11 protein-coding genes are annotated in these 14,288 nt (G+C 75.3%); 7 read left to right on the top strand and 4 right to left on the bottom strand.

Annotation, left to right across the window (positions count from 1 at the left end; translation table 11 throughout):
- The first annotated feature begins 115 nt into the window (after positions 1 to 115).
- Together ACWF9Z_RS00645 and ACWF9Z_RS00640 are read left to right on the top strand one after the other, a co-directional pair.
- Entirely contained in the window at positions 116 to 1,384 is a 1,269-nt protein-coding gene (locus tag ACWF9Z_RS00645) for a serpin family protein (RefSeq protein WP_453595979.1), read from the top strand.
- Positions 1,385 to 1,404: 20 nt separating this feature from the next.
- The gene (locus ACWF9Z_RS00640) at positions 1,405 to 2,292 is read left to right on the top strand and encodes an aldo/keto reductase (RefSeq protein WP_453595977.1); all 888 of its coding nucleotides are present in this window, start codon (positions 1,405 to 1,407) and stop codon (positions 2,290 to 2,292) included.
- Positions 2,293 to 2,378: 86 nt separating this feature from the next.
- On the opposite strand, the gene ACWF9Z_RS00635 is transcribed toward ACWF9Z_RS00640, so the two are convergent.
- Together ACWF9Z_RS00635 and ACWF9Z_RS00630 are read right to left on the bottom strand one after the other, a co-directional pair.
- On the bottom strand, positions 2,379 to 3,506 hold the full coding sequence (locus tag ACWF9Z_RS00635; RefSeq protein WP_453595975.1) for a PfkB family carbohydrate kinase: 1,128 nt from the start codon (positions 3,504 to 3,506) through the stop codon (positions 2,379 to 2,381).
- Positions 3,503 to 4,225, bottom strand: coding sequence for a bifunctional 4-hydroxy-2-oxoglutarate aldolase/2-dehydro-3-deoxy-phosphogluconate aldolase (locus ACWF9Z_RS00630; RefSeq protein ID WP_453595973.1), 723 nt, complete (start codon positions 4,223 to 4,225; stop codon positions 3,503 to 3,505). Before ACWF9Z_RS00630 ends, ACWF9Z_RS00635 begins: the two co-directional genes overlap by 4 nt.
- A 94-nt stretch (positions 4,226 to 4,319) precedes the next feature.
- Between ACWF9Z_RS00630 and ACWF9Z_RS00625 the strand changes: the two genes are divergently transcribed.
- Complete coding sequence (locus ACWF9Z_RS00625) at positions 4,320 to 5,117, top strand: IclR family transcriptional regulator (RefSeq protein WP_453595971.1); 798 nt, start codon at positions 4,320 to 4,322, stop codon at positions 5,115 to 5,117.
- 12 nt (positions 5,118 to 5,129) lie between these two features.
- On the opposite strand, the gene ACWF9Z_RS00620 is transcribed toward ACWF9Z_RS00625, so the two are convergent.
- Entirely contained in the window at positions 5,130 to 7,400 is a 2,271-nt protein-coding gene (locus tag ACWF9Z_RS00620; protein ID WP_453595969.1) for a tetratricopeptide repeat protein, read from the bottom strand.
- 157 nt (positions 7,401 to 7,557) lie between these two features.
- Complete coding sequence (locus ACWF9Z_RS00615; RefSeq protein WP_453595967.1) at positions 7,558 to 8,616, bottom strand: S66 family peptidase; 1,059 nt, start codon at positions 8,614 to 8,616, stop codon at positions 7,558 to 7,560.
- Between the two features lie 127 nt (positions 8,617 to 8,743).
- Between ACWF9Z_RS00615 and ACWF9Z_RS00610 the strand changes: the two genes are divergently transcribed.
- The 4 genes from ACWF9Z_RS00610 to ACWF9Z_RS00595 all read left to right on the top strand — a co-directional run bounded on the left by ACWF9Z_RS00610 (position 8,744) and on the right by ACWF9Z_RS00595 (position 14,231).
- The gene (locus ACWF9Z_RS00610) at positions 8,744 to 9,250 is read left to right on the top strand and encodes a helix-turn-helix domain-containing protein (RefSeq protein WP_453595965.1); all 507 of its coding nucleotides are present in this window, start codon (positions 8,744 to 8,746) and stop codon (positions 9,248 to 9,250) included.
- Positions 9,243 to 9,635 (top strand): DUF4180 domain-containing protein, encoded by a 393-nt coding sequence (locus tag ACWF9Z_RS00605; protein WP_453595962.1) that lies wholly within the window; start codon positions 9,243 to 9,245, stop codon positions 9,633 to 9,635. Before ACWF9Z_RS00610 ends, ACWF9Z_RS00605 begins: the two co-directional genes overlap by 8 nt.
- A 77-nt stretch (positions 9,636 to 9,712) precedes the next feature.
- Complete coding sequence (locus tag ACWF9Z_RS00600; RefSeq protein ID WP_453595960.1) at positions 9,713 to 11,389, top strand: sigma-70 family RNA polymerase sigma factor; 1,677 nt, start codon at positions 9,713 to 9,715, stop codon at positions 11,387 to 11,389.
- Positions 11,390 to 11,567: 178 nt separating this feature from the next.
- The gene (locus tag ACWF9Z_RS00595; protein ID WP_453595957.1) at positions 11,568 to 14,231 is read left to right on the top strand and encodes a Helicase associated domain protein; all 2,664 of its coding nucleotides are present in this window, start codon (positions 11,568 to 11,570) and stop codon (positions 14,229 to 14,231) included.
- Positions 14,232 to 14,288: the final 57 nt, after the last annotated feature.

Genomic DNA, 14,288 nt, shown 5'->3' with positions numbered 1-14,288 from the left:
GGCTCTCCGACACACACACCCCCCCCACCCCCCCCGCCCCGCCCCTCCTCCCCCCCACCCCCGCCCCGCACCCGCCGCGGGGCCCGGCGGCGCTCCGCCACGTACGCTCCTGCCCATGAAGAACGCGACGGTACGGGCCGTCAACGCACTCAACACCCGCTGGGCCGGGCAGGCGGTGGCGGAAGACGCCGGCACCGTGTTCACGGCCGTCGGAGTCTGGCCGCTGCTGGCCCTCCTGGCCGACGGCGCCGACGGATCGGCCCGCGCCGAACTCTCACAGGCCCTCGGCATACCCGCCGACGCCGCCTTCGAGGCCGCCCGTGAACTGCTGGACGCACTGGGCGGCGTACGGGGCCTGAGCACGGCCATCGGCCTGTGGGCCCGGCGGGACCTCCCGCTGGAGCAGAGCTGGACGGAGCGGCTCCCGGCCGGGACCCGGGGCATCCTGAACGGCGCCGACGGCGACAGTGGCGACGGCGACACCGACCGCAAAGCCCTGGACGCCTGGGTCGCCGAGCACACCGGCGGGTTGATCGAGAGGATGCCGGTCCACCTCGACCAGGACCCCCTCCTCGTGCTCGCCTCCGCGCTGGCGTTGCGCTTGCGCTGGATCCGGCCCTTCCACCCGGCCCCCACACTGCCCGACGCGGGCCCCTGGGCCGGCCGCCCGCTGCTCGGCCTGTACCGCAGCACGTCCCTCCTGGACCGGGTCCGCGTCGCGCACGCGCCGACCGGTCCGGTGACCGTGCTGGAGGTGGTGGGCGACGGCGGCGTGGACGTGCACCTCGTCCTGGGCGAGCCGCAGGCCCCGCCGGGCCGGACCCTCCAGGCCGGCATCGCGGCCGTCACCCGGTCCATCGCCTCGACGGGCGCGAGCATGCTCCCCGAGGGGAACCCGGGACCGGGTCTGCGCATCGGCACGATCGGCTCGCCCGAACGCCGACACCGCCTGGACATCGCGACGGTGGCCTTCGACGTGAGTACTGAACACGACCTCCTCGACCCCGCCGAGCCGTTCGGCCTGGCGAGCGCCTCGGACAAACGGACCGGGCACTTCCCCGGCATCAGCAGCGCCGACCTGGCCGTCGGATCGGCCCGGCAGTCGGCCGTGGCCCGCTTCCACGCGGAGGGCTTCGAGGCCGCCGCCGTGACGGCCGTGTCCCTGGCCGCGGGCTGCGGCCTGCCCCGTTCGCGGTTCCGCGTCCGCCACGCCCAGGTGGCTTTTGACCGCCCGTTCGGCTTCCTCGCCGTCCACCGCTCCTCCCGGCTGGTGCTGGCCGCGGGATGGGTGACGGATCCCACCACCCACGTCGAGAAGGAGTACACGGAGGAGGAGAAGTACGCCGAGGAGAAGTACGCGGAGGAGAACGAAGACCTCTTCTGAGACCCCGATACCCTCGCCGGATGACTTCTTCCGACCAGATCACCGCCGCCCACTCGGGCACCTGGCAGCTCGGTGACCTCACCGTCCGCCGCATCGGCTTCGGCGCGATGCGGCTCACGCACCTCGCCGACGGCTCCCCCAGCGACCGGGACCGGGTGACCGGGGTCCTGAGGCGGGCGGTCGAACTGGGGGTCAACCACATCGACACCGCCGCGTTCTACTTCTCCGCGACCCGCTCCGCCAACGAGCTCGTCAACCGGGCCCTCGCCCCCTACGCCGACGACCTGGTCATCACGACCAAGGTCGGGCCGGGCCGCGATCCGTCCGGGGAGTGGTGGTGGGCCACGCCCGGGCAACTGCGCGGGCAGGTCGAGGAGAACCTGCGCCAGCTGGGCCGCGACCACCTGGACATCGTCAACCTGCGCGTCCCCCGGCAGGCGGAGACCAGCTCGATCGCCGAGCACTTCGGGGCGCTCGCCGAGCTGCGCACGGCCGGGCTGATCCGTCACCTGGGCGTGTCCAACGTACGGCCGGACCACCTCGCCGAGGCCCGTGCCATCGCACCCGTGGTGTGCGTGCAGAACGCCTACGGGATCGGCTCCCCGGCCGAGGAGCACGCCTTCCTCGACGCGTGCGGCGAGCAGGGCATCGCCTTCGTCCCGTTCTTCGCGATCGCGGGCGCGGGAAGGGAAGCCGGCGCGGTCACGGAGGACGGCGAGACGGTACGCGAACTCGCCCGGACCCACGGTGTGTCACCGGCCCAGCTGCGCCTCGCGTGGACGCTGAGCCGGGGATCACACGTACTGGCCATCCCGGGCACCGGCAACCCCGGTCACCTGGTCGAGAACGTCGCCGCCGGCGCACTGCGGCTGTCGGCCGGGGAGATCGCGCTGCTCGAAGCGGCGTAGACCGCGACCGGAGAGCCCGCGCCGCCGTCGGGCCGGCCGGCCCCGGCCATCCGGGGGCGGGCGTTCTGCCGCACCCGTCCCGCCGCTCACGCCGACACCCCTCCACCGCCGGGTGAGGCGGCGCGGTGCGCGCCGGCCAGCGCAGCGGTCTCGGCGAAGGCGGGCACGTATCCGGTGCCCCCTCGGCCGGACACGGAGAGGGAGGCCGCCGCCATGCCGTAGGCGACGGCGTCCGCGAGGGTGTCGCCCAGGGCGAGCCGAGCGGTGGCCGTGCCGGTGAAACAGTCCCCGGCGCCGGTCGCGTCGACCGGGTCCGGATTGACGGGGACGGGGTGGTACGTCACTCCCGCGCCCTCGTCCAGGAGCAGCCGGCCGGAGCCCGACGTGACCACGACCGTACGGGCGCCCAGCGCCCGGTAGCGGACCGCGGCCTCGGCCGGGTCGGTGGTGTCGACCATGGCCAGCGCGTCCGCCGGGCAGGAGGTCTTCAGCAGCCCGGTCAGGGGAGCGATGCGGGCCAGCAGGGCGCGGGCCTCGCTCCGACCGGTCAGCCGGGAGCGGAAGTTGGGGTCGTAGGAGAGGTGTCCGCCGGCCGCGTGCACGGTCTCGGCGGCGGCCAGCACGGCCTCACGGCTGCTCGCCGACAGGGCGCCGGTGATCCCGCTGGTGATGAGGGCCTTGCAGCCGGTGAGCAACTCCCGCCACGATGCGATGTGTTCGACGGAGAGGGTGGAACCGGCGCTGCCGGTGCGCCAGTACACGAACGCGCGGTCGCCCTCGGTGTCGGCGCACAGCAGATACGCACCGTTGGGACGCGGGGAGCGGCGCACGTGGGAGACGTCCACGCCGAGCCCGGCGGCGCGCGCCAGCAGCGGAGCGCTCAGCTCGTCGTCGCCGACGACGGCGAGCAGGGCGGTGCGGGCCCCGGCGGCAACGGCCGCGGCCGCGGCGTTGAGGGCGTCCCCGGAGTAGGAGATGCGGGCGGGCGTACCGTCGGCGTCGTCGCGCGGGGCGGTGTCGGCGTGGATCTCGACGAGCACCTCCCCGAGCACGAGGACGTCGTACCCCTCCGGTCCGGCCGCCCGGCGCGGCCCGGTCGGGGCGGAGGCGGGACGCGCCGCCGGGGTCGCGGGCACGGCCGGGCCCCCGGTCACGGGCGGGAGCGGTGCGGGGCCCTGGGCGGGGTCAGGGGCGGGCATCGCGATCCGGGTCACGGCCGGTGCTCCTCATCCGTAGCGGCGACGGCGCCCGTGCCCGCACCCAGGCCCGCACCCGCACCCACACCCGCACCCGGCCCGCTCCCCGTACGCGCGCACGCGCCGCAGCAGGGTCCCGCCAGATCGGCGAAGACGGCGGCCAGTTCACCGGGATCGGACGGCAGGCCGTTGCCTATGCCGACGGCCGCGGCGCCGGCGGCGAGCCACTCGCGCACCTCGCCCGGCCCGATGCCACCCGTCGGGACGATCAGGGCGTCCGGGAGGACGGCCTTGAGCGAGCGGATGAACCGCGGGCCGCCGACGTGCGCGGGAAAGACCTTCGCGGCGCCCGCGGAGCGGACGGCGGAGGCGATCTCACCGGGAGTGAAGCCCCCTTCGATGAAGACGGCCCCGCGCTCCGACGCCACGGTGCGCACCTCCGGGGCGGGGTAGGGGGAGACGAGGAAGGCGGCGCCCGCGTCGAGGGCGGTCCTCGCGTCCTCGCTGGTGGTGACGGTGCCGACGCCGATGAGGGCGGGGCGTCCGTGCGCGTCGCAGAGCGGCGTCGTGCGGGCGACGGCCCCGGCCCAGCCGGGCGTGGAGGTGGTGAGCTCGACCACGCGGCAGCCGGCGGCGAGCAGGGCGGCGGTGTGGCGGACGGCCTCGTCGGCATCGGCGTCGCGAAGGACCGGCAGCAGGCGCTGCGCGGTGAGGGCCGCGTACGGGTGACAGGACAAGGAGCCCTCCAATTTTGTTCCACGTAATGGAACTTGGTATCGTGTAACGGAACTTCCATCGCAGACCCTACCCACCTTTGGAGACCGTGCGCCCATGGACGGACGAAGCGCGCAGGACGCGGAGGCCGAAGGCGCCGCGCGGGGCGGCAGGACCTCGGCGGCCGGTTCGGCGCTGGAGAAGTCGATGCGCATCCTGGAGGCGGTGGCCGCGCCCGGCGGCCCCCACCGCCTCACCGACGTGACGGCTGCCGCCGAGGTCCCGAAGTCGAGCACCTTCCGCATCCTGGCCTCGCTGATCGAGCAGGGCTTCGTACGCTCCGAGGGCGAGAGCCGCTACGGGGTCGGCCCCCGGCTCCGGGGACTGTCCGCGCTGGTCACCGGCGGTGAGCCGGCCGGCATCGAGCAGGTCCTGCGCGAACTCCAGCAGGCCACGGGACAGACGGTCCACCTGGCCCTGCACAGCGGGGAGACCATCACCTACATCCGGAAGCTGGAGGGCGACCAGCCCTTCCGGACCGCCTCGCGCATCGGCATGCGGATGCCGTTGCACACGACGGCGATCGGCAAGAGCATCCTGGCGCACCTGCCGGACGACGAGGTCGGTGAGCTGCTCGCCGCGACCGGGCTGCCGCGCCGCACGCCGAGGACGCTGACGACGCGGCAGGCGCTGGACGCCGAGCTGGACGCCGTACGGGCGCAGGGGTTCGCGGTGGACGACGAGGAGAACGAGGCGACCATCCGCTGCGTCGGCGCCGCGGTCGTGGGGGCGCGGGGCCGGCCGATCGGCGGCGTCAGCGTCACCACGGTCACGTTCCTCGTCTCCCGCGAGGAGATCGAGACCTACGCGCCCCACCTGCGCGCGGCCACACGGGCGCTGGCCCCGCTGCTCTGAAGCACCCCGGCGTCAGGCGTCCCGCGGTGACGCGTCCTCGCGCCCGGCCCGGTCGGCGGGCCGCTCCGGGTGTGCGGGCCGCACCGGGTCGGCGGACGGCACCGGGTCGGCGGACGGGGCCGCGTCGGCGGACCGCACCGGGTCCACCGGCGCGGCCCCGTCGGCGGCCCGGGCCGGGTCGCCCGTCCCGGCCAGCAGCTCGCGGGCGGTCCGCAGATGCCGGTGCCCCGGCTCCAGTACGGAGCGGGCCCGCTCCAGCACGCCGGTCAGGAGCGCGCGGGCCTCGCCGGTCCGGCCCTGGGCGAGCAGGGCGCGGGCCCATTCCAGCCGGGAGTAGAACACGTGCGGGTGGTCCTCCCCGAGCACCCTGGTCCGGTCGGCCGTGAGCGCCGCCCAGGCTTCGGCCGCCTGGGCGGCGCGTCCGGCCCGTCCGGCCAGCACGGCCAGGCTCCCGCGGACGGCGAGGGTGTGCGGATCGTCGGGCCCGATCCCCTCGGCGGCCTCGGCCCAGGCCAGCAGCCGCGCCAACTCCCGCTCGTTGTCCGCCGGATCGCCCGGCCGGAACCAGATCAGGCTGCGCCGGGTGGCCAGCACCTGCGGGTGGCCCGGGCCGTGGACGCGCAGCCGGTCGGTCAGCAGCGCCTCCAACTGGCGGGCCGCCGCGCGGGGATCGCCGCCCTCGCCGGTGAAGTAGGCCAGCTGGTGCCGGGCGGCCAGGGTGTCCGCATGGTCGGGCCCGAGCACGTCGGCGGTGTCCGTGAGCAGCTCGGCGAACCGGGCCGCCGCCGCCCGGTGGTCCCCGGACTCGCCGACGAAGAAAGCGAGTTGATGCCGGGCGGCCAGGGTCTCGGGATGCCTGGGTCCGAGCCGGTCCGTGCGCCGCCGGGCGATCCCGGCCAGGTCGGCGGCGGCCCGGCGCGGTTGCCCGGAGTCCCCGATGGCGATGGTCAGCGGCAGTTCGGCGCCGGGGACCCCGCCGCGCAGGGCGAGGCCGAGGGCTTCGACGGCGCGGGCGAGGCGGCCGTCCTGGTGGGCGACGAGTCCCATGTCGTAGGCGTCGGCGGGATCCACCCGGGCGAGCAGCCCGCGCCACAGGTGGTCGGGCACCGGGCCGTGCCCCGGCGCGTTCAACAGGTAGTCGAACGCGGTGAATCCGGCGCCGTAGTTGCCGATGAGCAGCCCGCTCGTGGCGTAGGCGGCCGCGCAGGCCCAGTCCATCGCCTCCGCGAAGGGTTCGGGCTGGAGGTCTCCACCGCCGCGGTCCTCCAGGTAGGGGACGTGCAGGGCGCGCAGCCATTCACGGCTCACCGGGCGCCGCAGTCCGGCCCGGCGGCAGTCCACCGCCGCAGCGACCACGGCGGCGCCGCGCGGGTTGGCGCCCGGAGCCCAGGCGTTCTCCCAGGAGGCCAGCAGTTCGGGACCGGCCGCCAGCACCTCGGCGACCCCGAACCTCTCCCCCGCGCGCAGCGCGGCCCCGATCCGCGGATCGCCCCGGTGGGCCGCGGCCCGGCGGCGCTCGCCCGGGGACCAGTGGCGGGGCAGCCGGATGACGGCGGCCTGGTGGAGCAGGTCGCGCTGGGCCCGCCAGGCGTCCCGGTCGGATCCGGTGAGCCGGCTCTCCTCGCGGGCGTCGTAGCGCCGGAATTCCTGGACCCGCATCGTGGCGATGACCACCGCCGTGCGCAGCGAGGCGAGGTGGGCGGCGCTGAGACCGCCCGCGCCGAGGTAGTCCTCCAGGTCGTCGAGCCACAGCACGGCGCGCCGTCGTCGCAGGCAGATCCGTACCGCCTCGGGCAGCGCGGCGCGGGAGAGCGGACGGACGAACGCGGACCGGGGGTAGCGGGTGCGCGCCACCTCGTAGGCGAGCCGGGTCTTGCCGGCCGTGGACTCCCCGACCACGAGGACGAAGCGGGCCGTCTCGAGGGCTTCGTGCAGCCTCGGTTCGACGTCGCGCTCTATGTACGCGGGTGGCGCGGGCGATGCCTCGGCCGGGTGGGCTCCGGCCAGTTCGGGGCGGTCCACGTGGCGCAGCAGCGGGATGCGGCCGCCGGCCGTGCGCAGCACCTCCGCGGCGCCCTGGGCGCCGTCGCCCTCCTCGGGCGGTCGCATCCGCTCGGCCGCCAGTCCGGACAAGGTGGTGACGGCCGCGCCGATCCCGGCGGCCCAGGGCCCCGAGGTCCACACCGCCGCCAGGGCCACCGCACCCGCGCCGAGCCCGACCGCACCGAGGTATCCGACCCAGCCCCGCGCCCGGCCGGATCCCCGTAAGAGCAACGCCGACATGCCGCCCCCCAGCCGTCCCGCAGGAGTCCCATTGTCCTCCCGAACCGGGATCCCGGTACCCCAACGGACTTACCGCGGTGCGGTGTTCGTCAGGTGCGCCGGTCCGCGGCGCACCTCCGGCCTTCGGCGGGTCCCGGCCTTCCGTGCGGTCCGGGGGTCAGTAGGTGACGAAGACGCGGCGGGCCGGACCGTCCACCCGGACGCGGCCTCCGACGGGGATCACGAGTTGCGGATCGGTGTGGCCCAGGTCGACGTCGAACACGGCCATGGTGTCGGGTGCGTACGCGCGCAGGGCCCGCAGGACGGCCTCGCGCTGCTCGTCGCGGTAGCGCCCGCGTTCCTCGGCCCCGAGCCGCTGCTCGAACGACCAGCTCTTCGCGCGGCCCATGAGGAGGGCGGGGAACTGGCGCAGGAGCCCCCGCTCGCCCATGCAGCGCAGGATCCGGTAGACCTCCCCGGCGCTCGGCATCTCCTCGGAGGTCTCCAGGAAGAGCACGTTGCCGGCGTGGGCGTCGGCGTCGCGCGCGACGCGGTCGGCCATCAGCAGCCAGGACAGGATCTCCAGGTTGCCGCCCCAGCTGATGCCCTCGACCACCCGGTCGGCGTGGTGCCAGGTCCAGCCGGCCGTCGGCGCCAGCTCCGGTTCGGCGTCGAAGGTGCGCGGGTCGTCCCAGGGGCCGTTGACGTCTCCGCTGGCTCCGGCGGCGGTGAGCTCGTACTCCCCCGAGGTGAACAGCGCCTTGCGCAGGGAGTCCTCGGTCATCGGGTGCATCGCGCCGGGCCGGCCGAGTTCGACCATCACCGAGCCGCCGTGGTAGCCGACGATCCCCAGGTCCCTCAGGAACAGCAGCAGGTTGGTGTTGTCGCTGTAGCCGAAGAAGGGCTTCGGGTGGGCGCGCAGGAGTCCGGCGTCGAGGTGCGGGAGCACGGTGATCTGGTCGTCGCCGCCGATGGCGGCCACCACCGCCTTGATCTCGGGATCCGCGAAGGCGGCGTGGATGTCGGCGGCCCGCTCCTCGGGCGTCGCGCCCATCTTCCGGGTCGTCGGGTACTCCACCACCCGCAGCCCGAAGACCTCCCGAAGCCTGCGCAGTCCCAGCTCGTAGGGCTGCGGGAAGAGCTCGGGCAGCCCGGCGGAAGGGGAGAGCACGGCCACCCGGTCCCCGGGGCGGGGCTTGGCGGGACTGCGGGGAGGGAGCGCGGGAGGAGGAGTCATCCCGCGAGGGTAGGAGACCGCCGGGCCGCCGCCGAAACGGTTTACGGCGGCGGGCGGGCACACTCGATGATTCCCTAACCTTCCTTATCAAGCCCTAATCTTCCTTCATGGGGTACGATGCGTCATCATGGAGAACGATGAAGCGCGGGAACCCGAGCTCTACTCGGTCGGCGAGGTCGCCGAGCGGCTGGGGCTGCACGTGCGGACCGTGCGGAACTACGTCCGCGACGGCCGGCTGAAGGCCGTCCGCATCGGCAAGCAGTACCGGATCAGCCGCGCGGACTTCGAAGCCCTGACCAGCCTGCCGGCCGAAGGCACCGGGGACGGAAGCGGGAGCGGGGGCGCCCCGGGGGCCGACGCACCGCTCGGCCAGGTGGAGGTGTCGAGCATCGTGCAGATCGACGCGATCGGCCCGGATGCCGCGAACCGGCTCGCCACCCTCGTCACGGCGAGCGCCCGGTCACCACGGGACACACCGGCTCCGCTGCGCGTCCAGACCCTCTACGACAAGGAGCGTGCCCGCATGAAGATCGTGATCCTCGGCGACGCCGTCACCTCGGCCGAGTTGCTCCATCTGATCGACGGCGCGCTCGGACCGGGCAACGGCATGGGTGGGGCGGCCCGCCGTGGCTGACCTCCTCGTGGAGCACCACGGCGTTCCGGTGATCGTCTGCGCCGCCGACGGCCCGCCGGTCGCCACCGTGCAGGACGCCCTCGACCAGCTGATCGGCAGTGCCTTCCACCGGGCCGAGGTGGTCGCCGTCCCCGCGGAGCGGCTGGACGACGCGTTCTTCGACCTCAGCAGCGGCCTGGCCGGGGCGATCATGCAGAAGTTCGTGAACTACCGGATCCGCCTGGTGGTCCTCGGCGACATCGCGCAGCGTCTGCGGGCCGGTTCCGCCCTTTCCGACCTCGTCCGCGAATCGAACCGGGGCCTGCACGTCTGGTTCCTCCCCGACGTCGAATCGCTCGCCGCCCGGCTGGCCCCGGAGGCACCCGGGAGTTCATACTCCGGATAAGTGTTATCGGGGTCCCTCTCGACGGTCTCCTAGGTATTGGGCATCATCGACCGCCGGTACGGACAGGGACTTCCACTATGAACACGCAGCACACGGCAGAGCTGGTCGCCGCGGCCCGCGCGGGCGATCCCCGCGCGCAGGACGACCTGGTCAGCGCGCATCTGCCGCTCGTCTACAACATCGTCGGGCGGGCTCTGAACGGGTCCGTCGACGTGGACGACGTGGTCCAGGACACCATGCTCCGCGCGCTCGACGGGCTGGGCGGCCTGCACGACGACCACAGCTTCCGGTCCTGGCTGGTCGCCATCGCCATGAACCGCGTCCGCGCCCACTGGCAGGCCCGCCGGAGCGCGCCCGGCGAGAGCGGCCTGGAGGCCGCCTGGGACCTGGCCGATCCGGGCGCCGACTTCGTGGACCTGACGGTCGTACGGCTCCAGCTGGAGGGACAGCGGCGCGAGACGGCCCGCGCCACGCGCTGGCTGGAACCCGAGGACCGGGCGCTGCTGTCCCTGTGGTGGCTGGAGTGCGCCGGGGAACTGACGCGCGCGGACGTGGCGGCCGCCCTGGAGCTGTCCCCCCAGCACACCGCGGTCCGCGTGCAGCGGATGAAGGCGCAGCTGGAGTCGGCCCGGGTGGTGGAACGGGCGCTCGCCACGCAGCCGCCGTGTGAGGGTCTGCGGTCCGTGGCCGCGGGCTGGGACGGCCTGCCCTCCGCCCTGTGGCGCAAGCGAATAGCCCGGCACGCCCGCGAGTGCCTGCGGTGCTCGGGGCTGTGGAACGGCCTGCTGCCGGCCGAGGGCCTGCTGGCCGGGCTGTCGCTCGTACCGGTCTCGATGGCGCTCCTCGCGGGTGTGCGGTCGGCCGCCGCGGCCGGTTTCGCGCCCGTGGGCATGGCCTCCGCCGTACCGGGTGACGTCCCGGGCTCCGCGGGCCCGGCCGGTCCGGGTGATCCCGTCGTGGGCTTCCAGGCCGGCGCGGGCACCGGTCCGGACGCCGGCACCGGTGCCGACGCGGGCGGGGAAGCGAGCCGTGCCTCGCTGCGCAAGCAGCGCCGCACCCGCGGCCGCCGCCGGGTGGTCGGCGGTGCGGTGCTCGCCGCCTGTGTCGTGGGCGGCGGACTGACGTACCTCGGCACGCGGCCCGGCACCGGGACCCCCGAAGCGCCGCCGGCCGCGCTCGTCGCGCCCGAGTCGGGCCTCGCACTGCCCCCGGAGTCGCCCTCGCCCTCGGCGAGCCCGTCGGAATCCGCCTCCCCCAGCCCGAGCGCCAGCCCGAGCCCCACGCCGACCCCGACGCCGACCCCCACCCCCAGTGCGAAGCCGGCCCCGAAGTCCACTCCGCCCAAGGCCCCCGCCCCCGCTCCGCCCGGCGGCGGCCAGGCGGCCCAGGTGATCGCGCTGGTCAACTCCGAGCGCGCCGCGGCCGGCTGCGGGCCGCTCAAGGAGGACGCGCAGCTGCGTACGGCCGCCCAGGGCCACTCCGACGACATGGCGAGCCGGGACTTCTTCTCGCACACCAACCCCGACGGCGCCGACCCGGGGAAGCGGACGACCGCCGCCGGGTACCGCTGGTCCACGTACGGCGAGAACATCGCCCGGGGCCAGCAGACCCCGCAGCAGGTCATGGACTCCTGGATGAAGAGCCAGGGGCACCGCGAGAACATCCTCAACTGCTCGTTCAAGGACATCGGCGTGGGCATCCACCAGGGCCCCGGCGGTCCGTGGTGGACGCAGAACTTCGGAGCCCGGATGTAGGGCCGCTCCTCGCGCGCGCTCGAGCCCGCCTCGAGCCGCCCTCGCGTCCCGCCCACCCTCCCGCTCGGGCGCCCGCACTCCCGCCCGTCCGCCGCGCGGACGAATCCCCCGCCTGATTCAAAACCGGGGCAAGATAGGGGCTGGAACCAAACGGGCAGATCAGGGGGAGGTGACGCGCATGGCCAGGAAGAAGCTCCGCCCTCACCAGCGCGAGGCCGTCGACGCCGTGGTGCGGGCGCTGGAGCTGGCCGCCGGGCGCCTGGTCCCGCAGTCGGGGCTCCGGACCCAGGTGATCATGGCGACGGGCTCCGGCAAGTCGCTGGTCGCCGTGCACGCGGCGGAGGAGCTGCGGACCGGCCGGGTGCTGGTCCTGGTGCCCTCCCTCGACCTGCTCGTGCAGACCGCGACGGCCTGGCGCGAGGGCGGCCGGACCGGACGCGCCTTCGCCGTGTGCTCCTTGCGCGGCGAGGACGCCGGGGTGCCCACCACCACCGACCCGGCCGAACTGGCGCGCTGGGCGGGCCTCCCCGTGGACCGGGTGACGGTGTTCGCCACGTACGCCTCGCTGGGCCTGGGCACCATCGAGCGCGCCCACCGGGAGGGACTGCCGGGCTGGGACCTGATCGTGGTCGACGAGGCGCACCGGACCTCCGGGCGGATCGGCAAGCCGTGGGCGGTGGTGCACGACAACACCCGGATCCCGGCCGTCCGGCGGCTGTACATGACGGCCACGCCCCGGGTCTGGCAGGACGGCGAGGACGCGGACTACCCGGAGGAGGCCGCGGGCACGGCGGGAGGCACGGAGGCCGGGGGCGGCACGGCCAGGACCCGCGGCCGCGGCGATCTGGTGGCCTCCATGGAGGACGACCCGGCCGGTCCGTTCGGCGCCCGCTGCTACACCCTCACCCTCTCGGAGGCCATCGACCGGGGCATCTGCGCGCCGTACCGGGTGGTCTGCGTGGACGTCAGCGATCCCGAGTTCCAGGCGGCCGTACTGCTCGGCCCGGACGGGCGCTCCGACGCGGTGCGCGGGGTCCGGCTCGCGGCCCTCCAGACGGCGCTGGTGAAGGCGGCCGTCGACCAGGGCTTCCGGCGCACCCTGGTCTTCCACCACCTCACCAAGGAGGCCGAGGCCTTCGCGGCCGGGCTGCCCGCGGTGGCCGCACGGCTGCGGGCCGCGAGCTGGGCGCCCCGGCCGGTGTACCCCCGGACCGTCTGGGCGGACTGGCTGTGCGGGCAGCACACGGCGGCGCACCGGCGCCGGGTGCTGGGCGCCTTCGCGGACGACAACGTCGCCGACAAGGCGTTCCTCGGCAGTGTCCGGGTGCTGGGCGAGGGAGTGGACACCAAGGAGTGCGATTCGGTCTTCTGGGCCGACGTACGGGGTTCCATGCCCGACCTGGTCCAGGCGGTCGGCCGGGCGCTGCGCGTACGGCCCGGCGAGGGCAAGGTCGCGTCCCTGGTGGTGCCGGTACTGCTGGGGCCGGGCGAGTCCCCCGAGACGATGCTGTCCTCACGGGCGTACGGGGACCTCGCGCGGCTGCTGGAGGCCCTGCGGGCCCACGACACGCGGCTCGTCGAGGCCCTGGCGCAGCCTCAGGCGCAGAGCCGTCGCCCGGCGCAGGGCGCGGGCGGGGCGGAAAGCGTGGGTTCCTCCGGTCTGCGCGGAGGCGCGGAGGCGCTGCTGAGCTTCTCCGTGCCGCGCGATCCGGCGCTGCTGGCGGCCTTCGTCCGGCTGCGCGTCCTGCATCCGGAACACGAGCACTGGCGGCGGGGCGTGGAGGCGGCCCGGCTGTACGCGGCGGCGCACGGGGACCTGAAGGTGCCGTTCGCGTTCAAGGTGCCCGACGGCGGCGGGGCCGGGGATACCGGCCGGACTGTCGGGGCTGCCGGGACCCTCGGGGCCCTCGGGACTACGGGCACGGCCGGCGCAGTCGGTGCTGCTGGGACCGCCGGGACGGCCGGGACCACCGGGACGGCCGGGGCTGTTGAGGCCGTCGGCGTCGTGGGCGCCGGACCGGAGTGGCCGCCCGGGCTGGCCCGGTTCCCGCTCGGCCAGTGGATCGCGGACGCGCGTCGTACGTACCGGCGCGGCGCGCTGGGCCGGGAACGGGCGGCGCAGCTCGACGAACTGGGCATGGTGTGGAACCACTTCGACGTGGCCTTCGAGGAGGGCCTCGCGGCGGCCCGGGGCTGGGCCGAGGAGCACGGGCACCTGCTGCCCCCGGTGGACGCCGTCTGGCGGGGCGCCCCGGTCGGGGTCTGGGTCAAGAACCAGCGGGCGGCGGCCCGCCGCGAGGGGCCCGGCGCCCTGTCGGAAGAGCGCCGGGAGGCGCTGGAGGCCATCGACGCGTCCTGGTGTCCGGCCTGGGAGATCTCCTGGCAGCGGGCCTTCCACCTGACCCGGGTGCACCTGGACGCGGGCGGCCGGCTTCCGGAGGGGCCGGGCGAGGCCGTCGTCCAAGGGGAGGACCTCGGCGTGTGGCTGCGCGGGCAGCGGCAGTCCTGGGAGCGGCTGAGCTGGTCCCAGCGCTGGTTGCTGGAACACGCCCTCGGGGTGACTCCGGCCGGGGAGGCGGACCGGCCGCGGCCCCGGGTGGGCCATGCCGCGGCGTGGGCGGCCCATCTGGAGGCGGCCCGGCAGTTCCACGGCCGGGAGCGGCACCTGAGGGTGCCCCGGACCCATGTCGAGCGGGTCGGCGACCGCGAGCTGCGCCTCGGCGCCTGGATCGCCAACCAGCGCTCCCGCGCCGCCTCCCTCACCGAGGCGCGGGCGCGGGCGCTCACCGAGCTGGGGATGCGCTGGTCGGCACCGCCGGCGCCGTCGGCCCGGGCGTCCTGACGGACGCGCTTCCCGAAGCCCGGACGCCCCGCCGCCGTCCCGACGCCCGCCGTCCGA

The sequence above is a fragment of the Streptomyces sp. NPDC054961 genome (assembly GCF_053609145.1).
This window is presented reverse-complemented; position numbering and strand designations above follow the sequence as displayed.